This window comes from Bradyrhizobium sp. HKCCYLRH2060, from assembly GCF_051168135.1.
In the GTDB taxonomy this organism is placed as follows: domain Bacteria; phylum Pseudomonadota; class Alphaproteobacteria; order Rhizobiales; family Xanthobacteraceae; genus Bradyrhizobium.
The window spans coordinates 213,382-231,419 of sequence record NZ_JBNPUK010000001.1 but is presented as its reverse complement, the minus strand read 5'-3'; the positions used below and the strand labels follow the sequence as shown (position 1 = coordinate 231,419).

Here is an 18,038-nt window from a genome sequence, read left to right as displayed (position 1 = left end):
TTCGATGCAAAACGGGGCTTGGCAAGCCATGAACTGCGGATGATGCTCCGTCGACAGAAATATCGTGGCCCAGGCGGGATGTCCCCGGACCGAACCTTGCGTGATCCCGGTCACAAGCCGAACGGCCGCAATCTGCTAGCAGACCGAGCATGTTTCCCAGGGCTATGGGGTAGATACGATGTCGTGGTCAGTTCGATTGGGCGGTTTTCTCGTGGCGGCAGCGCTGCTGCTGGCCGGCCACCCGGCGCTCGCGGAGAAGCGGGTGGCGCTCGTCATCGGCAACTCCGCCTATCAGAACGTGCCGCAACTGACGAACCCGGTCAATGACGGCGCGGTCATGACGGCGACCTTCAAGAGCGCGGGCTTCGATGTCGTCGATTATCGGCGCGATCTCACCGCGCGGGAGACGCGCCGGGCACTGCGCGATTTCGCCGATGCCGCCCGCGATGCCGATATCGCGGTGGTCTACTACGCCGGCCACGGCATGGAGGTCGAAGGGTCGAACTATCTGATCCCGATCGACGCCCGGCTCGAGCGCGACACCGATGTCTACGACGAGACGCTGTCGCTCGACCGCATTCTGGTTGCCGTCGAGCCGGCGAAGAAGCTGCGCCTCGTCATTCTCGATGCCTGCCGTGACAACCCGTTCACCCGCAACATGCAGCGGACGGTGGCGACCCGCAGCCTCGGCCGCGGCCTCGCCAAGGTCGAGCCGACCAGCCCGAACACGCTGATCGCCTATTCCGCCAAGGCCGGTTCGACCGCGCAGGACGGCGACGGCAAGAACTCACCGTTCACCTTGGCGCTGTCGCGGCACATCGCGACGCCCGGACTCGATGTCCGCAAGGCGTTCGGCTTCGTCCGCGACGAGGTGTTGAAGGCGACCGCCAACCGCCAGGAACCGTTCGTGTACGGCTCGCTCGGCGGCGAGGACGTGCCGCTGGTTCCCGGCGTGCCGCGCGTCGTGACGCAGATGCCGGTGACGCCGCCGCCGAACCCTCAGGCCGACATCCGGCGCGATTACGAGCTCGCGATGCAGGTCGGCAACAAGGGCGCGCTGAACGCCTTCCTGGCGCAGTACCCCGACGGTTTCTATGCGAGCCTCGCCAAGCTGCAGCTCGAAAAGCTGACCGCCGAGGAGAACCGCGTGGTCGCCGCCGAGAAAGCCCGCGCGACCGAGGCCGAGCGGGCGCGGCTCGCCGCCGAGGGCGCGCGCAAGGAGACGCTCGCCAAGGCGGAGGCCGAGGCCAAGGCCGCGGAGCAGGCGCGGATCGCAGCCGAGAAGGCCACGCAGCTCGCGCAGCAGCAGGCGGCCGAAGCCGAGAAGAAGCGCGGGGACCAGCAGCTCGCGGCGGTCGACAATCCGCGCGCGGCGACCTCGTCCGGCACGCCGACGGCCGCAGCGCCGCAGCAGGGGCCGCAGGTGGCCGCGCTGACCCCGGCCGCGCAGCCCGCCGATCTCACCAAGTCGGTGCAGCTCGAGCTGCGCCGGGTCGGCTGCCTCACTGAGGATGCCGATGGCGACTGGGGCTCGGCCTCGCGCCGCTCGCTGTCGCAGTTCAACCGCTATGCCGGCACCAAGCTCGACACCCAGGCGGCATCGGCCGATGCGCTCCAGGCGATCAAGCTCAAGCAGGCGCGGGTGTGCCCCCTGGTCTGCCCGCATGGCAGCAAGCCGGACGGCGACCGCTGCACCCGCATCGTCTGTGCCGAAGGCTCGTTCGTCAACGACGACAATGAATGCGAGAAGCGGCGCGACCGGAAGCCGGTCGCCAAGCGCGACAGCAGCGACGAAGATGTGCCGTCGCGCCGCCGCGGCCGTGCGGCACCGGACGCCGGCCTGCCGATGCCGGCTCCCGGTACGGGCGTCGGGGTGGGGATCGGAGGTGGTGGCGGTCTCGGCATCGGGGCGGCCCCGGGCTACACCAGGCCGCAGACGCAGGCGGCCCGGCCCGCGAAGTCGGGCGGGCAGATCTATTGCGACGCCTATCTGTGCCGCACCGTCCGGCCCGGCTGCCGGCTCGAATATCGCGGCGGCGGCGGGCCGGCCAACAATGCCAGCGTCGAGGTATGCAACTGATCAGGAGGAGATCGCGCTGGCGGCGATGTTGACCATCAGGGCGACCAGCGCGGTGTTGTAGACGAACGAGATGATGCCGTGGACGGTCGCGGTGCGGCGAATGATCTTGTCGGTGATGCCGACGTCGGAGACCTGGGCGGTCATGCCGATGATGAAGGAGAAGTAGACGAAGTCCCAGTAGTCGGCGTGCTCGTCTTTGTCGCCGCTGGGGAATTGCAGGCCCCCAGGCTTGGCGCCGCGGTAATAATCATGGGCGTAGTGCAGGGCGAAGGTCGCATGCACCGCGGCCCAGGACAGCGAGACGGTGAGCAGCGCCAGCGTCAGCGCCGGAGCGTCGCGCTTGGAAGCGCCGAGCTCGAGCACGATCGCGGCGATGCTGGCGAAGGCGCCCAGCGCCGTCACCATCAGGATCACGAAGCGGCCATCGTCCTGCATGACCGCCTTGCGGCGGATGTGATGATGCTCGCTGCGCAGCATCATCACCGCGACCAGCACGAGGTAGATCGCGGTGAAGATGTCCCAGCCGATCAGCAGCCGCGTGATCAGGCGGAGCGCCGGCGGCAGCAGGAAGAACGCGACGCTCGCGAGGCCCAGCGATATGAAGGTGCGCGGCCGCGCATAGATGACGCGCAGCGCAGCTGGCAGCCTTGCAAAGCGGGCGAGGTCCGGATCGTCAGGATGGACTCCGGCCAACGCCTCGCCTCAGCTCTTGCGTTCGGCAACGAAGTGGGCGGCGGCGCGCAGCACGTCGCCCTTGGCGCCGAAGACCGACAGCGCGGCATCGCCGCGGGCGAGCAGGTCGCGGACGCGCTGCCTGGCGCCCTCGATGCCGAGCTGGGTGACGAAGGTGGTCTTGCCGAGCTCGGCGTCGGCGCCGGCCGGCTTGCCGAGCGTCGCCGCATCGCCCTCGACGTCGAGCAGGTCGTCGGCGATCTGGAAGGCCTCTCCGAGCGCGCGGCCGTAATCGTCGAGCGCCTGGTACTCGGCCGCCGAGGCCTGACCGAGCAGGGCGCCGGCGATGCAGCCGAAGCGGAGCAGGGCGCCGGTCTTCATCTGCTGAACGCGGGCGACGTCGACCGGGCCGCTGTCGCCGAACCGGCCCTCGCCGGCGAGGTCGAGGATCTGGCCGCCGGCCATGCCGCCGACACCGGCGCAGCGGGCCAGCGCCCGGGTCAAAGCGAGGCGGACGCCGGCATCGGGATGAATCTCGTCGCGGGTGATGATGTCGAAGGCGATGGTCAGCAGCGCGTCTCCGGCCAGGATCGCGGTGGCGTCGTCATAGGCCTTGTGCAGCGTGGGGCGGCCGCGGCGCAGATCGGAATTGTCCATCGCCGGCAGGTCGTCATGGATGAGGGAGTAGCAGTGGATGCATTCGAGTGCGGCGCCGGCCATCAGCGCGCCCCGGCGCGGGACGCCGAACACGGCGGCGCTCTCGACCACCAGGAACGGGCGCAGCCGCTTGCCGCCGTTCAGGCTGGAATAGCGCATCGATTCGATCAGCCGCTTCGGCCTGATGATCTCGTCGGCCATCGGCGCATCGGACAGGAGCTCCCCGAGCAGCGCTTCGGTCTCCTCCGCGGTCTTGTCCAGGCGTTGGGTGAAGTCGGTGGCCGTCGCAGTCATTTAAGAAGAGCTCCAGGGAGGCGAAATTCGCCGGACAATCGTTGATGGCGGCGACTTCGTCAATTGCCGGGGCGGTGGCGGCTTTCAGCCGCAACGGCGGAAAAAAGCAGGAAACCACATCGAGATGTCGGATAATCCCGGCCAGCTGGCCGCCCCCGCGGCGGTCCCAACCGAGCGGCGCCTGCCCTTGCGTACCGTCAGAACCCTCCTCGTGATCGCCGTGCTGGTGCTGCTCGTGCCCTACGCGCTGACGCCGTTCTATGCCGTGGGCCACCCGGTCTCGACCCTGATGCTGTGGCGGTCGGTGACGGGGCAGCCGGTGACGCGGCACTGGATCGACCTCTCGGCGATGTCGCCGTATTTGCCTCGCTCGGTGGTCGCCGCGGAGGATGCCAAATTCTGCAGCCATCACGGCATCGATTGGGGCGCGCTGCGCGAGGTCATGGACGATGCCGAGGACGGCGAGGTCAGCCGCGGCGGCTCGACCATCACCCAGCAGGTCGCCAAGAACCTGTTCCTGTGGCAGGGCCGCAGCTATGTCCGCAAGGCGCTGGAACTGCCGCTGGCGCTGTGGATCGACCTCGTCCTCGGCAAGCGGCGCATCCTCGAAATCTACCTCAACATCGCCGAGCTCGGCCCGTCCGGCCAGTTCGGCGCCGAAGCCGGCGCGAATTACGCCTTCAACCGCTCGGCCGCGGGGCTCGGCCCGCGCGAGGCGGCGCTGATGGCCTCGATCCTGCCGAACCCGGTCCGGCGCAGTGCCCGCACGCCCGGCCCCGGCGTGAGACGGCTGTCCGCAACCTATATGATGCGGGCGCAGTCCTCCGGCCTGCAGACCTGCTGGGGGGAGCGGCGGTAAGGTCCGAGCGGCGCAAATTTGGCCAAAAATGCCTCGGAGAGCCCTAGCCATGCCGCACCCCTTCCTCTATAAGCGCGGCCTTGATCGGCATCCGGGCTCGCCAGCTTCATGGCTGCAGCCGTCCTTTGCGGACGATGCCTTGCAAAAATACCCTAGAGGATACCGATATGGCCGTCCCCAGAAGAAAAACTTCGCCGTCGCGCCGCGGCATGCGCCGCTCGGCTGACGCGATCAAGAAGCCGACCTATGTCGAGGACAAGGATTCCGGCGAGCTGCGTCGTCCGCACCACCTGGACCTGAAGACCGGCATGTACAAGGGCCGCCAGGTCCTGAAGAAGAAAGACGCCTGATTGTCCGCGCGGGCCGCTTTCCAAGCCGCCCGAATTCGGCCATCGATGGGGTTGAAAGCGGTCCCGAGCGACGTGATTCGCCGGGACCGTTGCGTATCTGTGCCGCGTGATCCCGTCTCGCTGTCATCTTCTTCGCACCGATTGATTTTGCGCCGGGCCGCCGCCCGCGCCATCCAAGGCTTCAACCGATGTCCATGGTCGGTTTCCCGCTGCTGCTGATCCCGCTGGCGATCTACAACATGATCGTCTTCCTGATGCCGGGGGTCGCCTTCAGCGAGACGCTGCTGCGCCTTCAGCTTCCGTCCGGCGAGCTCTGGACGATCTCGCTCGGCGACATGCTGCTGGCCCTGGGCGTGCTGCTGCTGCTGCTTGAGATCATCAAGGCGGCGAAGCCGAACGGCAAATATCTCACCGACCACCTGCTGTCGTTGCTGGTCTTCGGCGGCGCCGCCGCCGAATTCGCGATGTGGCAGAAGTTCGGGAACTCGACCTTCCTGCTGCTGACCCTGCTGGCGATGGTCGATTTCTTCAGCGGAGTCTCGCTGCGCACCAAGCGCGCCGCCCGCGCCGTCGTCGCAGCCCCCGCACCCATGCCGGCTCCCGTCGAAGCGCCCGTGGCGGATCCAGAACCTGAGCCTGTCGAAGAGCCTGCCCGGGAAGCGGTCAAAGAACCGACCAAGACGGAAATTCAGGAGCCGGAGGTCCAGCACGCGGACGCTGCTACACCCGTCGTTCAAGAGCCGACCGATGCGGTGCCGGCGGCTGCTTCGGTCGCCGAATCCGTCCTGCTCGACCGCTCGGTCCCTCGGCCGGCTCCCGCGCCGACGACCGGCTGGGTCGCGGAGCCGAAGGAGGCCGAGGCCGCTGCTCCGACCGCTTCTGAGCCGCCCAAGCCCGAGACGCTGAAGCCCTGAGACGCAGGAGCGCGCGCTTAGATCATTTCTCGGGTCCGGCCGCCGGCACGCGTGACCGGCTGAAGCCTCGCCGCGTAGGCACTGTGGACGTCGGCAGCGGCCGCGCGCCTGAGCGTGCGGGTCTGCGGCAGCTGCTCGGCGGTCGCGATCAGATGGGTCACGAAGCCGGCATCGGGGCGGGCTGCGCGAATGATCCGCGCGCGACGGTCATGGCTCGCGTCGCTCGGCAGCAGCGTCACCGAGCGGGAGGTCTCCTCCAACCCGTCCAGGCGACCGCCGTCCTGATCAATCGTTAACATTGTCCAACCATCGCCGGCGCGATTGTCACGTTCTGGGACGCCGGTACCTTTCGCCCCTCGATCTCGCAAAAGCAATGCCGTCCCAAGCGTCGCTGGGCGCTGCATGTTCCAAACATGGTTGACGCGTCTCGGACACGCGCTCGTCGCCTCGGCATGCTCTCCGTTAACCAGAGATGCGTAGTCTGATTCGCGAAGTCGGCCGCCGCCGCTCGCGCGGGTACGCGTCGGCCGTTCCCAAATCAGCGCCGGTCCTGCCGGCCTGTGCCGAAACGAGGCGACCTTGACATCCGAATTGCCACAGACCGCGATGATCCTGGCGTCCCTGGGCCAAGCCGCCTTCGTCTGGGACCTAGCAAGCGACGTGATCGTCTGGAGCGATCACGTCGGGGCGGTGTTTGCCGATGTTCCGTTGCCGCAGCTCTGCAATGGGGCCGAGTTCAGCAAGCTGATCGAGCCGGACCGCGGCATCCGCACTGAGATCATGCTCCAGACGGCACCGCTATACGGCGCCAGCGGCACGCCGTACCGGATCGAATATGGCGTGCGCACCCACGCCGGGGCGCCGCTGATCTGGGTCGAGGAAACCGGCTGCTGGTTCGCAGGCTCCGACGGGCGGCCGGCCCGCGCCCAGGGCATCGTCCGGATCAACAACGAGCGCCACGCCCGCGAGGAGCAACTGCTCAAGCTGTCACGGCACGATCCGCTGACCGGCGAGCTGAACCGGACGCATCTGCTGGCGACGCTTGCCGAGGTGATCGAGGAGGCGCAGCGGTTCCGCTTCTCCTGCGCCTTCATGCTGGTCGGCATCGATCATCTCGCGCGCATCAACGACGCCTTCGGCTTCGACGTCGCCGACGGCGTCGTGCTGGAGATCGCGCAGCGCATCCGGGGCCGGCTCCGTGGTGGCGACACGCTCGGGCGGTTCTCGGGCAACAAGTTCGGGTTGATCCTGAAGAACTGTACGATGGACGACATGACCACCGCCGCCGAGCGCTTTCTCGCGACCGTGCGCGACGAGGTGGTGCCGACCAAGTCAGGTCCGGTCGCCGTCACCGCGACGATCGGCGCAGTGAGCGTTCCCCGTCACGCCCGCTCGGTCGAGGAAGCGGTCAACCGCGCCCATGAGACGCTCGACGCCGCCAAGCGCCGCCGCATCGGATCGTTCTCGACCTGGCGGCCGAACGTGGAGCGCGACGCGCAGCGCAAGGTCAACATCCGCGTCACCGACGAGATCGTGACGGCGCTCAATGAGCGGCGCATCGTCACGGCGTTCGAGCCGGTGGTGAATGCCAACACGCTTGCGCCCGCCTTCTATGAATGCCTGGTGCGGATGCGCCAGGATGACGGCCGGGCCTTGCTGGCGCCGGACGTCGTCCCGGTCGCCGAACGGCTCGGATTGATCCGTCTGGTCGATCACCGCATTCTGGAGCTGGTGGTGGCTGAGCTCGCGAGCACGCCCGACGTCACCCTGAGCCTCAACATCTCGCCTGAGACCACCATGGATCCGGACTGGTGGGCCTCGATCGAATCCATGATGCGCGCCCATCCTGGGGTCGCCGAACGGCTGATCGTCGAGATCACAGAGACGGTGGAGATCCAGGACGTCGACGATCTCCGCGGCTTCGTGACGCGGCTGAAGGATCTCGGCAGCCGAATCGCCATCGATGATTTCGGCGCCGGGCACACCTCGTTCCGCAATCTGCGCAAGCTCGGCGTCGACATCGTCAAGATCGACGGCGCCTTCGTGCAGAATCTCGTGCGCTCGGCTGACGACCGCGCCTTCGTCCAGACGCTGGTCGAGCTGGCGCGACGGCTGCAGATCAAGACGGTCGCGGAATGGGTGCAGGACGAGGCGTCGGTCGCGCTGCTGCGCGACTGGGGCTGCGATTACATCCAGGGCCGGGTGATCGGCCTCGCCTCGGTCGATCGGCCGTGGATCGAGCACGGCAGGGCAGAATTGCCGGCGGCGAGCTGATCAGCCGCCGGCCTCCAATCGCGGATCAAGCGGCAAGCGTCAGCCTTGCTGCTCGTCCTTCTTCGGCTCCGACATGCGGTCGAGCCGGTCCTGCATTTCCTTCATCTGGCGGCGCAGCTCGTCGATGTTGTCGTCGGCGGCGGCAGCAGCGGGCTCGGCGGCCTTCTCCTCGGCGCGGACCGCACCAGGCGCGAACGGCTTGAACATCGAGAAGGTCTGCTGGAACAGCTCCATGTTGCGGCGCACCTGCTCCTCGAGCGGCGCGAACGGCGTCCCGCTGAAGGTGTCGGCGATCTGCTTGCGGAACTTCTCCTGCTCCTTGGTCAGCGTGTCGATCGACTGCTCCAGGTATTTGGGTACCACCATCTGCATGCTGTCGCCGTAGAAGCGGATCAACTGGCGCAGGAATGTGGTGGGCAGCAGGTTCTGTCCCGCCTTGTTCTCCTGCTCGAAGATGATCTGGGCGAGCACGGACCGGGTGATGTCGTCGCCGGTCTTGGCGTCGTAGACCAGGAAATCCTCCCCGTTCTTAACCATCGAGGCCAGATCTTCGAGGGTCACGTAGGTACTCGTCCCGGTATTGTAGAGCCGCCGGTTCGCGTATTTCTTGATCGTGGTGGGTTGGTCAGATTTCGCCATGAGCTCACACATGCAAACCGAGAACAGGGAACCCGGCGGCGTCGCCGCAGGGCGAAGAGCTACGCAATGCAATAACGTAATCACTTTCGGGCGAGTTCGGCTACGGTTTTGTGCGGAACGGTTAATCCCGCAGCAGAATTCCTGCTCACGAAACCGCCAAGCGTGCCAATTTGAATGCGCTGCAACAGGAATCGCTGATGCCGCCAATTGACATGTCGCAACGACGTTAACAGGATGAAGTGCGAAGGTTGCGCATCTGCCAATCCGAGGCTTGCGGACGGCCGGCGCGACCGTGAACGAAGAAATTCGGTTTGATTTCAAATACGCCCGATCTCTCAAGCCCTCGTTTCCACGTCCAAGATCAAGAACCCCAGGAGATGCTCATGTCAGACGATGTCGTCATCGTCAGCGCCGCCCGCACCGCGGTTGGAAGTTTCAACGGTGCCTTCGCCAGTGTCCCGGCCCATGAGCTGGGTGCGGTGGCCATCAAGGCCGCGCTGGAGCGCGCCGGTGTCGAGCCCGGCCGCGTCTCGGAGGTCATCATGGGCCAGATCCTGACTGCGGCGCAGGGCCAGAACCCGGCGCGCCAGGCCTCGATCGCCGCCGGCATTCCAGTCGAGAGCCCGGCCTGGGGCATCAACCAGCTGTGCGGCTCCGGCCTGCGCTCCGTTGCGCTCGGCTATCAGGCGCTCGTCAATGGCGACTCCGACATCGTGGTCGCCGGCGGCCAGGAGTCGATGAGCATGGCGGCGCATGCGCAATATCTGCGCGCCGGCGTGAAGATGGGCTCGCTCGATCTGGTCGACACGATGATCAAGGACGGCCTGTGGGACGCCTTCAATGGCTATCACATGGGCAACACCGCGGAGAACGTTGCGAAGCAATATCAGATCACGCGTGCGCAGCAGGACGAGTTCGCCGTTGCATCGCAGAACAAGGCCGAGGCGGCTCAGAAGGCCGGCAGGTTCAAGGACGAGATCGCGCCCGTGACGGTGAAGAGCCGCAAGGGCGACACTGTGGTCGACACCGACGAATATCCGCGTCATGGCGCGACGATCGAGGCCATGGCCAAGTTGCGCGCGGCCTTCGAGAAGGACGGCACGGTCACAGCCGGCAACGCGTCGGGCATCAATGACGGCGCAGCGGCCGTGGTGCTGATGACCGCCAAGCAGGCGGCCAAGGAAGGCAAGACCCCGCTCGCGCGGATCGTGTCCTGGGGCCAGGCCGGCGTCGATCCGAAGGTCATGGGCACCGGCCCGATCCCGGCGTCGCGCACGGCGCTGAAGAAGGCCGGTTGGAACATCGCCGACCTCGACCTGATCGAAGCCAACGAGGCGTTCGCCGCGCAGGCCTGTGCCGTGAACAAGGACCTCGGCTGGGATCCGGCCAAGGTCAACGTCAACGGCGGCGCGATCGCGATCGGCCATCCGATCGGCGCATCCGGCGCGCGCGTGCTCGTGACCCTGCTGCATGAGATGCAGAAGCGCGACGCTAAGAAGGGCCTCGCGACGCTGTGCATCGGCGGCGGCATGGGTATCGCGCTGTGCGTCGCACGCGACTAAAAAGCCGGCAGTGACTGCGAACCGTTCAGCCTTCGCAATCGCGTCCAGCTCAACTAAAGATCAACGCCCGGCGATCTCGCCGGGCGTTTTGTTCTTGATGTCCGTCAAACACGTCGCATAATCGACCACTAAAAAAATGGAGTTGAGCGAGCATGGATGGTCGTGCGGCAAGGTGATGGTCGCGCGGAGGTTCATGATCCAATAACAACGGTAGGCACGGTGGCAGCCAGAGGTTGTCCTGTGCGATCAGTCATCGAGGGAAGGATTCGACATGGCACGTGTGGCGTTGGTGACGGGGGGAACGCGCGGTATCGGAGCGGCGATCAGCAAGGCGCTGAAGGCGGCGGGATATAAGGTCGCGGCGAATTACGGCGGCAACGACGCCGCTGCGGAGAAGTTCAAGAGCGAGACCGAGATCCCCGTCTACAAATGGGACGTCAGCTCGTTCGAGGCTTGCGGTGAGGGCATCAAGAAGGTCGAAGCCGATCTCGGTCCCGTCGATGTCCTGATCAACAATGCCGGCATCACCCGTGACACCGCCTTCCACAAGATGACGCTCGAGCAATGGAGCGCGGTGATCAACACCAATCTCGGCTCGCTGTTCAACATGACCCGCCCGGTGATCGAGGGCATGCGCGCGCGCAAGTTCGGCCGCATCATCAACATCTCCTCGATCAACGGCCAGAAGGGCCAGTTCGGCCAGGTCAACTACTCCGCGGCGAAGGCCGGCGACATCGGCTTCACCAAGGCGCTCGCGCTGGAGACGGCCAAGGCCGGCATCACCGTCAACGTGATCTGCCCGGGCTACATCAACACCGAGATGGTGCAGGCGGTGCCGAAGGACGTGCTCGAGAAAGCCATCCTGCCGCTGATTCCGGTGGGGCGCCTCGGCGAGCCCGAGGAGATCGCGCGCGCCGTGGTGTTCCTCGCGGCCGACGAGGCAGGGGCCATCACCGGCTCGACGCTGTCGGTCAATGGCGGCCAGTACATGGTGTGATCTGCGCCGGCGGCGTTGCCTCCGGCCGCCGTCTGCGGCTAAGGAAAACGTGATGCCCGCGCTCGCCGCGGGCATTCACGTCTTGGACGCTCCCCGCACGGACGCAGGCGTGGGTGGCCGGCATGAGCCGGCCGTGACGGAGCCTGCCGCCTGATGTCCCAGCGCACTGCGACCCTGATCGGTCTGACCGCGATCCTGATGTGGTCGCTGCTCGCCTTGTTGACGGTCGCGACCGGCACGATTCCCGCCTTCCAACTGGCGGCAATGACCTTCGCGGTCGGCGGTGCGGTCGGCCTAGCCAGTTTGATCCGTCGAACGGACGGGCTCCAGGTGCTGCGGCAGCCGGTGGCGGCGTGGGTCGTGGGCGTGGGCGGGCTGTTTGGCTACCACGCGCTTTATTTTCTGGCGCTGCGCTTCGCGCCACCGGCCGAGGCCGGGCTGCTGAACTATCTCTGGCCGCTGCTGATCGTGCTGTTCTCGGCCTTTCTGCCGGGCGAGCGGCTCGCGGTTCATCACGTGATCGGTGCCGGGATCGGTCTCGTCGGCACCGCGCTGCTGTTGCTCGGTAACGGTGCGAGCTTCGCTGCGAGCCAGTTGCCGGGGCTTGCGGCCGCCTTCGTCGCGGCGTTCGTGTGGGCGATCTATTCGGTGCTCTCGCGCCGTCTGAAGGCGGTGCCGACCGATGCCGTCGCCGGCTTCTGCCTGGCGACGTCCGCTCTCGCGGCTCTGGTCCATGTTGCGGTCGAGCGAACGGTCTGGCCTGACGGTCCGATGCAGTGGCTCGCTGTTGTCGGTCTCGGCATCGGTCCGGTCGGTGCTGCGTTCTATGCCTGGGACATCGGCATGAAGCGCGGCGACATTCGGGTGCTGGGTGCGGCGTCCTATGCGACGCCGCTGTTGTCGACGGCGTTCCTGATCGTTGCCGGCTACGCGCGGCCGAGCGCGACGATCGCCGTGGCGGCGCTGCTGATCGCCGGTGGCGGTCTGGTCGCGGCCAAGGACATGTTCCTTCTGCGCAAGCGCTGAGCGCTCGGGTGAAGGGCGAGGTGAGCGGAGTCAGGCCTCGCATGCGAACTTCGGCGGCCCAATCCGACGGTTATCCTTGATGCGCACTTAACCGTGCGCAAAACCAGCGCGCCGGCCGGTAGCTCACAACCGTCGATTACAGTTTGACGCGTTCTGCACCTAACCCGCCCTTTACCCGTCCTGAGCGATAGTCCCTGCGAAATGGTGCTGACAACGGGGCGGCAATGCCGGACGTGAGACGTTACATGGCCCGCGCGGCGGAGTTGTTTCGCGTTCCCGCCGACAATCCCGAGCTGACGCGTGCGCAGTTCCAGGCGTTCTCCAAGCAGGTGCCGCTGCTCTATTTCATTCTCATCACCAATAGTCTGGCGCTCGCCTACACGTTCCTGCCGGTGGCGCCGGCGTGGCTGACGATTTCAGTGCCGGCGCTGCTGTCGACGATTACCGGCGTTCGCATGCTGTGGTGGCTGCGGCAGGGCGAGTCCGCCAGCAGCGACGCCGAGGTGCTGCGCAACCTCCGTGTCACCAACCGGATTGCCGGTCCGATCGGAGCGCTGTTCGTCGTCTGGTCGTTCGCGTTGTTTCCCTATGGCGATCCGTTCGCCAAGGGGCAGGTCGCGTTCTACATGGCGGTCACGGTCATCGGCATCATCTTCTGCCTCATGCATCTGCGCTCCGCGGCGCTGATCGTGACCCTCGTGGTCATCGTCCCCTATGTCGTCTTCTTCATGTCCACGGGCGTTCACGCGCTGCGGGCGATCGCGGTCAATCAGCTGCTCGTGTCCGGCGCCATGGTCACGGTGCTGTTCATCTACTACCGCGATTTCGCTGCGCTGGTTGCCAGCCGCAAATCGCTGCTCGCGGAGCAGGCCGCGACGCAAGCGCTGTCGGATGAAAACTTCCGGCTCGCCAATCTGGATTCGCTGACCGATCTGCCCAATCGCCGTCGCTTCTTCTCGGAGCTCACGCAAGCCTTCGCCGAGGCCGAGCGGGACGGCACGCGGCTTGCCGTCGGCATCATCGATCTCGACGGCTTCAAGCCGATCAACGACACCTATGGGCATACGGTCGGCGACCGCGTGCTGATGGAGGCCGCGCGCCGCATCCGCGACGCCTGTGCCGGCCATGGCGGCCAGGTCCATCTCGCCCGGCTCGGCGGCGACGAGTTCGGACTGGTGGTCGCCGGCAATCCAACGGACGACGATCTGCTCAACCTCGGACGGCAGATCACCGACCTCATCAAGCTGCCTTATCAGTTCGACACGACTCATACGGGCCTGTCGTGCTCGACCGGCTTTGCGCTGTATCCGCGCTCGGCCATGGTTGCGGATGCGCTGTACGAATGCGCCGATTATGCGCTCTACCACGCCAAGCGTCGCGCCCGCGGCCAGGCCATCATCTTCTCGACCGAGCTCGAGGCGGAGATCCGCAGCCGCAGCGTGATCGAGCATCTGTTGCGCACGGCCGATTTCGACGCCGAGATGGATCTGGCGTTTCAGCCGATCATGGACGCCACGAACTCACGCACCACCGGCTTCGAGGTCCTGGCGCGCTGGCACAGTCCCAAGCTGGGCACGGTGTCGCCCGCGAGCTTCATCCCGGCCGCCGAGCGGATCGGCGTCATCCGCAGCCTGACGCGTTGTCTCCTGGTCAAGGCGCTCGCCGCGGCGCGGACCTGGCCGGACGACATTCGCGTGTCGTTCAATCTCTCCGCACACGACATCTGTTCTCCAGACGGCGTTCTGCCGCTGCTGGCGGTCATCCATGCCAGCGGTGTGCCGCCGCGCCGCATCGAGTTCGAGATCACCGAAACCGCCGTCACCTTCGATTTCGCCCGCGCCGAGCAGTCGATCGCGGCATTGAAGGCGATCGGTTGCGGCATCTCGCTGGACGATTTCGGCACCGGCTACTCGTCGCTCAGCCACGTTCACCGGCTGCCGCTCGACAAGCTCAAGGTCGACCGCAGTTTCGTGAGCGACGTCAATGCCAATCCGATCAGCCACAAGATCATCAAGTCGCTGACCGGCCTCTGCGCCGACATGGAAATTTCGTGCGTAGTCGAAGGTGTCGAGACCAAGGAGCAGCTCGACAGCCTGCGGCGTCTGGGCGCGGACTACATCCAGGGCTACTACTTCGCCAAGCCGATGCCGGCCGATGCGGTTTCCGGCTTCCTCGCCCAGGAGCGCGAGCGCTTCGCCGAGCCGGCCGCGAAGGTCGTCGGCGCGAGCGCCTGACTCAGACCTCCGGCTCCCAGCCGGGCGGCGCGAGTTCGAATCCTTCGAACATGAAGCCCGGCGCCACCGTGCAGCCGACGAGCGTCCAATCGCCGCTGCTCTCGGCGGCCTGCCAGGCATGGGCGGGCACCACCGCCTGCGGTTGCTGGCCGGCTGCGAGGTCGATGCCCAGCGTCGTCGTTTGCAGCGCCTGGCCTTCGGCGGCGATCCGCAAGGTCAGCGGTGCCCCGGCATAGAAGTGCCAGGTCTCGACTGCATCGACCCTGTGCCAATGCGAACGCTCGCCGCGCGCAAGCAGGAAATAGATCAGCGTCGATGCGGCGCGGCCGGAGGCGTCGACGGCCGGATCGCGAAACGTCTCGCGAAAATGTCCGCCCTCCGGATGCGGCTGCAGACCGAGACGCGCGATGATGTCGGCAGCCGAGAGCGTAGCCATCGTCCTCAGCCCTACGACTTGTTCTTGCGCTCGCGCAACTCGCCGAACACCTGCTCGGCGCTCGCGCCCTTCATGCGCAGCCGCAGCGCGACGGCCGGATCGTCGGCGCGCAGGAACACGTTGGTGCTCTTTTCGTCGCCGAGCAGCGACGGGATGGTCGGCCGGTTGGCGGCACGGAGCCGCGCCACCTCGTCGGCGCGGGCTTTCAGTGCCTCGTTGTCGCCGTCGACGGTGAGGGCGAATTTGACGTTCGATGCGGTGTATTCGTGGCCGCAATACAGCCTGAAATCGTCCGGCAGGGCGCGCAGCTTGAGCAGCGAGTCCCACATCATCGAATAGGTGCCCTCGAACACGCGGCCGCAGCCGACCGAGAACAGCGTGTCGGCCGCAAACAACGCCTTGTCGGCATCGAACACGTAGGAGACGTGGTCGAGCGTATGGCCTGGCGTTTCCAGCACGCGCGCGAGCAGTTCGCCGATCTTCACGACATCGCCATGGGCGACTCGCAGATCGACGTTGGCGATCGCCGTCGTCTTGTCGTGCGGCGCGACGACCCGGCAGCCATATTTCTGCTTGAGCTCGGCGACGCCGCCGACGTGGTCGTGATGATGATGCGTGATCAGGATGTCGGTGAGCGTCCAGCCTTCGGCGTCCAACTGCCGGACGATCGGTCCGGCCTCGGGGGCGTCGATCGAGGCAGTCGCACCGGTCGCAGGGTCATGGATCAGATAGCCGAAATTGTCGGACAGGCAGGTGAAGGCGCGGATGTCGGCGGCCATGATGTCTCCGTCGGCGGGACCGGGCGAGGCACGATGGTCGCGCTCGCGATGCCAGAAGGTCGTGGAGGCGGAGCCCGGGCGCGGCGTTGCGGGCGGCCTCCGATGTGCCGGGCAGAGATATGGCGTTAACGCTGGAGGCGCAACGCAATATTGGGCGCGCGGCGGCGCGCGCCCGCATGATACATTGACGTCATGGACGTGATCGATCTGCGAAATTTCTATTCGGGTCGCCTCGGGATCGTCGCGCGGCTCCTGATCAACCGCGGTATCCGCGCGCGCTGGCCGAGCGCGGCCGGGCAGCGGGTGCTGGGCATCGGCTATCCCACGCCCTATCTCGGCTTGTTCCGCGAGGATTCCGAACGCTGCATCGCCTTCATGCCGGCGGCCCAGGGGGTGCTGAAATGGCCGACGGCACGGCCGACGCTGGCCTCGCTGGTGGACGAATTCTCGCTGCCGCTGCCTGATGCGGCGGTCGACCGCATCCTGATCGTGCATGCGCTGGAGATGTCGGACGACCCGGCCGGGCTGCTGCGCGAGATGTGGCGGGTGCTGGCGCCGGCAGGACGCATGATCATCGTGATCCCGAACCGGCGCGGCGTCTGGACGCGGACCGACAACACGCCGTTCGGCCATGGCCGGCCTTATTCGCGCTCGCAGATCACGCAGCTGCTGCGGCAGACCTGGTTCACGCCGACCGGCTGGGGCGAGGCGCTGTTCATGCCCCCGGTTGGCGGCTGGTTCCTGAAATCGGCGATGGCCTGGGAGCGCGTCGGCGCGGCGCTGTCGCTGCCGTTCGCCGGTGTCCACATCGTCGAGGCGACCAAGCAGGTCTACCGGGTGATCCCGGCGCGCCGCGAGCGCATCCGGCTGATCCCGCGGCTCGAACCGGTGCTGGCGCCGTCGCCGTCGGCCCCCGGATCCAGTGGCTCCGGTCGCCGCGAGGCCGGTCCGCCGTCGCGCGAGGGATGATCCCGGGCCGTTCTCCTGCGCGCCTCCCGCACAAAAAAACGGGTGGGCTCTGAGCCCACCCGTTTCGTCATGATGGAGCGTAATCGCTATTCGCCCGGATTGAGATCCTCGCTCGGCGCCGGTGCAGCAGCGGCCGCTTCAGTGCGCGGACCATGCGGACGCCGGCGGCGGCGCGGATAGCGCTCGGCAGCGCCCTCGAAGGCGGCCGGGGGATTGGCGATCTGCGGCTGCGGACCGGTGATGAAGGACGGCAGCCGATCGACGCCGCTGTCGGCGATGACGGGCTGGGGTTGCGGCTGCGGCTGGTACTGGACGGGCTGCGGACGCTCGCGGTGCTCGCGCGGCTCCCGCTCGCGATGCTCCCGCGGTTCACGGTGCTCCCGCGGCTCGCGGTGTTCGCGCGGCTCGCGATGCTCACGCGCTTCGCGATGCTCACGCGGCTGCTGCTCGCGCTGATAGGGCTGGTTGTCGCCGCGCTCGCGCTGGCCGCCTTCGCGGTCGCGCATGAAGGGCTGGGGTTGAGGCTGCGGCTGGGCCGGAACGAAGCCGGGCTCCTGGCCGAAATGCGAGAAGCTCTCGCCGTCATCATCGAGGTCGTCGACGGTCAGGTCCTCGGTGTTGCGCGGCTGCTGCGGCTGGTTCTGGCGGAACTGCTCCTGCGCGGCGGCAATCAGGCGGAAATAGTGCTCGGCGTGCTGGTAGTAATTTTCGGCGGCAACGGGGTCACCCGAGGAGCGGGCGTCGCGGGCAAGCTGGACATATTTCTCGGCGACATGAGAGGCTGTGCCGCGGATCTTGATGTCCGGCCCGTTGGACTCGAACACCCTGGTCAGCGGATTCTGGCCGCGCCGGTTATTATTGTTGTTACCGCTGTTCCGGTTGCGCATCCGCTTGTTGTTCTGACCGTTTCTCATGTCCTGCCTTTATTCCAACCCTGCGTTAGGAGCACCGATTGTCTGAGCACTGATTGTTATGCACTGATTGTTATCGGAATACCGAGAGCGTATTGAAATACCTTCGCTGGGCTCGGACGCCTCGCGCGCGGTCCAAATGGTCCCATCCGACCCATGTCGGTTCCGACATGCCGGTTTGACCCATGCCGATGTGATCGACAGCCGATTCTCTCGACAAAAGCGCGTTCAAAACGCGTTCCCCACCCGCCAGTCCCTGGGACCGGCGAACCACGTCATTCAGCCAGCCAAGGCGACATGCGCCACGACCACCCAGTTTGCTTAGCGTAAGACCTCAAGTGCAAAGTCAGGCTTTCGTTCGCTTTGCAGTCGCGGGCTGCGCAGC

At 66.5% G+C, this 18,038-nt stretch carries 17 protein-coding genes; 10 read left to right on the top strand and 7 right to left on the bottom strand.

Annotated elements, in window-relative coordinates; genetic code table 11:
- The first annotated feature begins 178 nt into the window (after window positions 1-178).
- Entirely contained in the window at window positions 179-2,080 is a 1,902-nt protein-coding gene (locus ACQR10_RS00925; RefSeq protein ID WP_315801751.1) for a caspase family protein, read from the top strand.
- On the opposite strand, the gene ACQR10_RS00920 is transcribed toward ACQR10_RS00925, so the two are convergent.
- Entirely contained in the window at window positions 2,081-2,773 is a 693-nt protein-coding gene (locus ACQR10_RS00920) for a DUF1345 domain-containing protein (RefSeq protein WP_316179207.1), read from the bottom strand. It abuts the gene before it with no gap.
- A gap of 9 nt (window positions 2,774-2,782) precedes the next feature.
- Window positions 2,783-3,703 (bottom strand): polyprenyl synthetase family protein, encoded by a 921-nt coding sequence (locus tag ACQR10_RS00915; RefSeq protein WP_316179209.1) that lies wholly within the window; start codon window positions 3,701-3,703, stop codon window positions 2,783-2,785.
- A gap of 187 nt (window positions 3,704-3,890) precedes the next feature.
- Here ACQR10_RS00915 and mtgA point away from each other — a divergent pair, with 187 nt between their 5' ends.
- The 3 genes from mtgA (at window position 3,891) to ACQR10_RS00900 (ending at window position 5,826) form a co-directional block, all read left to right on the top strand.
- Entirely contained in the window at window positions 3,891-4,562 is a 672-nt protein-coding gene (gene mtgA, locus ACQR10_RS00910; protein ID WP_316179423.1) for a monofunctional biosynthetic peptidoglycan transglycosylase, read from the top strand.
- Window positions 4,563-4,729: 167 nt separating this feature from the next.
- Entirely contained in the window at window positions 4,730-4,912 is a 183-nt protein-coding gene (gene rpmF, locus ACQR10_RS00905; RefSeq protein ID WP_006610266.1) for a 50S ribosomal protein L32, read from the top strand.
- Between the two features lie 188 nt (window positions 4,913-5,100).
- Window positions 5,101-5,826 carry a hypothetical protein gene (locus ACQR10_RS00900; protein ID WP_316215286.1) on the top strand — a complete coding sequence of 242 codons (726 nt, stop codon included), beginning with the start codon at window positions 5,101-5,103 and terminating at the stop codon, window positions 5,824-5,826.
- 17 nt (window positions 5,827-5,843) lie between these two features.
- Here the strand turns inward: ACQR10_RS00900 and ACQR10_RS00895 are convergent, their stop codons facing one another.
- Window positions 5,844-6,065: a hypothetical protein gene (locus tag ACQR10_RS00895; protein ID WP_315801747.1), complete on the bottom strand. Its 222-nt coding sequence runs from the start codon at window positions 6,063-6,065 to the stop codon at window positions 5,844-5,846.
- A 367-nt stretch (window positions 6,066-6,432) separates the two neighbouring features.
- Here ACQR10_RS00895 and ACQR10_RS00890 point away from each other — a divergent pair, with 367 nt between their 5' ends.
- Window positions 6,433-8,100 (top strand): bifunctional diguanylate cyclase/phosphodiesterase, encoded by a 1,668-nt coding sequence (locus tag ACQR10_RS00890; RefSeq protein WP_316179424.1) that lies wholly within the window; start codon window positions 6,433-6,435, stop codon window positions 8,098-8,100.
- 39 nt (window positions 8,101-8,139) lie between these two features.
- Here ACQR10_RS00890 and phaR read toward each other — a convergent pair whose 3' ends face one another.
- The gene (gene phaR, locus ACQR10_RS00885) at window positions 8,140-8,739 is read right to left on the bottom strand and encodes a polyhydroxyalkanoate synthesis repressor PhaR (protein WP_257167926.1); all 600 of its coding nucleotides are present in this window, start codon (window positions 8,737-8,739) and stop codon (window positions 8,140-8,142) included.
- A 383-nt stretch (window positions 8,740-9,122) separates the two neighbouring features.
- Here phaR and ACQR10_RS00880 point away from each other — a divergent pair, with 383 nt between their 5' ends.
- The 4 genes from ACQR10_RS00880 to ACQR10_RS00865 all read left to right on the top strand — a co-directional run bounded on the left by ACQR10_RS00880 (window position 9,123) and on the right by ACQR10_RS00865 (window position 14,558).
- Window positions 9,123-10,301 carry an acetyl-CoA C-acetyltransferase gene (locus tag ACQR10_RS00880; RefSeq protein ID WP_315801746.1) on the top strand — a complete coding sequence of 393 codons (1,179 nt, stop codon included), beginning with the start codon at window positions 9,123-9,125 and terminating at the stop codon, window positions 10,299-10,301.
- 271 nt (window positions 10,302-10,572) lie between these two features.
- Window positions 10,573-11,298: a beta-ketoacyl-ACP reductase gene (locus tag ACQR10_RS00875; protein ID WP_316179215.1), complete on the top strand. Its 726-nt coding sequence runs from the start codon at window positions 10,573-10,575 to the stop codon at window positions 11,296-11,298.
- 153 nt (window positions 11,299-11,451) lie between these two features.
- A complete protein-coding gene (gene yddG, locus ACQR10_RS00870; protein ID WP_315801744.1) occupies window positions 11,452-12,324 on the top strand; it encodes an aromatic amino acid exporter YddG in 873 nt (290 codons plus the stop codon).
- 224 nt (window positions 12,325-12,548) lie between these two features.
- Window positions 12,549-14,558, top strand: a complete 2,010-nt coding sequence (locus tag ACQR10_RS00865) for a putative bifunctional diguanylate cyclase/phosphodiesterase (protein WP_316215285.1) — start codon at window positions 12,549-12,551, stop codon at window positions 14,556-14,558.
- A 1-nt stretch (window position 14,559) separates the two neighbouring features.
- Here the strand turns inward: ACQR10_RS00865 and ACQR10_RS00860 are convergent, their stop codons facing one another.
- Together ACQR10_RS00860 and gloB are read right to left on the bottom strand one after the other, a co-directional pair.
- Window positions 14,560-14,994 carry a cupin domain-containing protein gene (locus ACQR10_RS00860; RefSeq protein WP_316215284.1) on the bottom strand — a complete coding sequence of 145 codons (435 nt, stop codon included), beginning with the start codon at window positions 14,992-14,994 and terminating at the stop codon, window positions 14,560-14,562.
- A gap of 11 nt (window positions 14,995-15,005) precedes the next feature.
- The gene (gene gloB / locus ACQR10_RS00855; RefSeq protein WP_316215283.1) at window positions 15,006-15,773 is read right to left on the bottom strand and encodes a hydroxyacylglutathione hydrolase; all 768 of its coding nucleotides are present in this window, start codon (window positions 15,771-15,773) and stop codon (window positions 15,006-15,008) included.
- 192 nt (window positions 15,774-15,965) lie between these two features.
- On the opposite strand from gloB, the gene ACQR10_RS00850 reads away from it, so the two are divergent.
- Window positions 15,966-16,742, top strand: a complete 777-nt coding sequence (locus ACQR10_RS00850) for a class I SAM-dependent methyltransferase (RefSeq protein WP_315801740.1) — start codon at window positions 15,966-15,968, stop codon at window positions 16,740-16,742.
- A gap of 86 nt (window positions 16,743-16,828) precedes the next feature.
- Here ACQR10_RS00850 and ACQR10_RS00845 read toward each other — a convergent pair whose 3' ends face one another.
- Entirely contained in the window at window positions 16,829-17,656 is an 828-nt protein-coding gene (locus ACQR10_RS00845) for a DUF4167 domain-containing protein (RefSeq protein WP_315801739.1), read from the bottom strand.
- Window positions 17,657-18,038 lie beyond the last annotated feature (382 nt).

Coding starts and splice junctions, on each gene's coding strand:
- ACQR10_RS00925 (WP_315801751.1), top strand. CDS start 179: ATGTCGTGGTCAGTTCGATTGGGCGGTTTTCTCGTGGCGGCAGCGCTG.
- ACQR10_RS00915 (WP_316179209.1), bottom strand. CDS start 3,703: ATGACTGCGACGGCCACCGACTTCACCCAACGCCTGGACAAGACCGCG.
- rpmF (WP_006610266.1), top strand. CDS start 4,730: ATGGCCGTCCCCAGAAGAAAAACTTCGCCGTCGCGCCGCGGCATGCGC.
- ACQR10_RS00900 (WP_316215286.1), top strand. CDS start 5,101: ATGTCCATGGTCGGTTTCCCGCTGCTGCTGATCCCGCTGGCGATCTAC.
- ACQR10_RS00890 (WP_316179424.1), top strand. CDS start 6,433: ATGATCCTGGCGTCCCTGGGCCAAGCCGCCTTCGTCTGGGACCTAGCA.
- phaR (WP_257167926.1), bottom strand. CDS start 8,739: ATGGCGAAATCTGACCAACCCACCACGATCAAGAAATACGCGAACCGG.
- ACQR10_RS00880 (WP_315801746.1), top strand. CDS start 9,123: ATGTCAGACGATGTCGTCATCGTCAGCGCCGCCCGCACCGCGGTTGGA.
- ACQR10_RS00875 (WP_316179215.1), top strand. CDS start 10,573: ATGGCACGTGTGGCGTTGGTGACGGGGGGAACGCGCGGTATCGGAGCG.
- yddG (WP_315801744.1), top strand. CDS start 11,452: ATGTCCCAGCGCACTGCGACCCTGATCGGTCTGACCGCGATCCTGATG.
- ACQR10_RS00865 (WP_316215285.1), top strand. CDS start 12,549: ATGCCGGACGTGAGACGTTACATGGCCCGCGCGGCGGAGTTGTTTCGC.
- ACQR10_RS00860 (WP_316215284.1), bottom strand. CDS start 14,994: ATGGCTACGCTCTCGGCTGCCGACATCATCGCGCGTCTCGGTCTGCAG.
- gloB (WP_316215283.1), bottom strand. CDS start 15,773: ATGGCCGCCGACATCCGCGCCTTCACCTGCCTGTCCGACAATTTCGGC.
- ACQR10_RS00850 (WP_315801740.1), top strand. CDS start 15,966: ATGGACGTGATCGATCTGCGAAATTTCTATTCGGGTCGCCTCGGGATC.
- ACQR10_RS00845 (WP_315801739.1), bottom strand. CDS start 17,656: ATGAGAAACGGTCAGAACAACAAGCGGATGCGCAACCGGAACAGCGGT.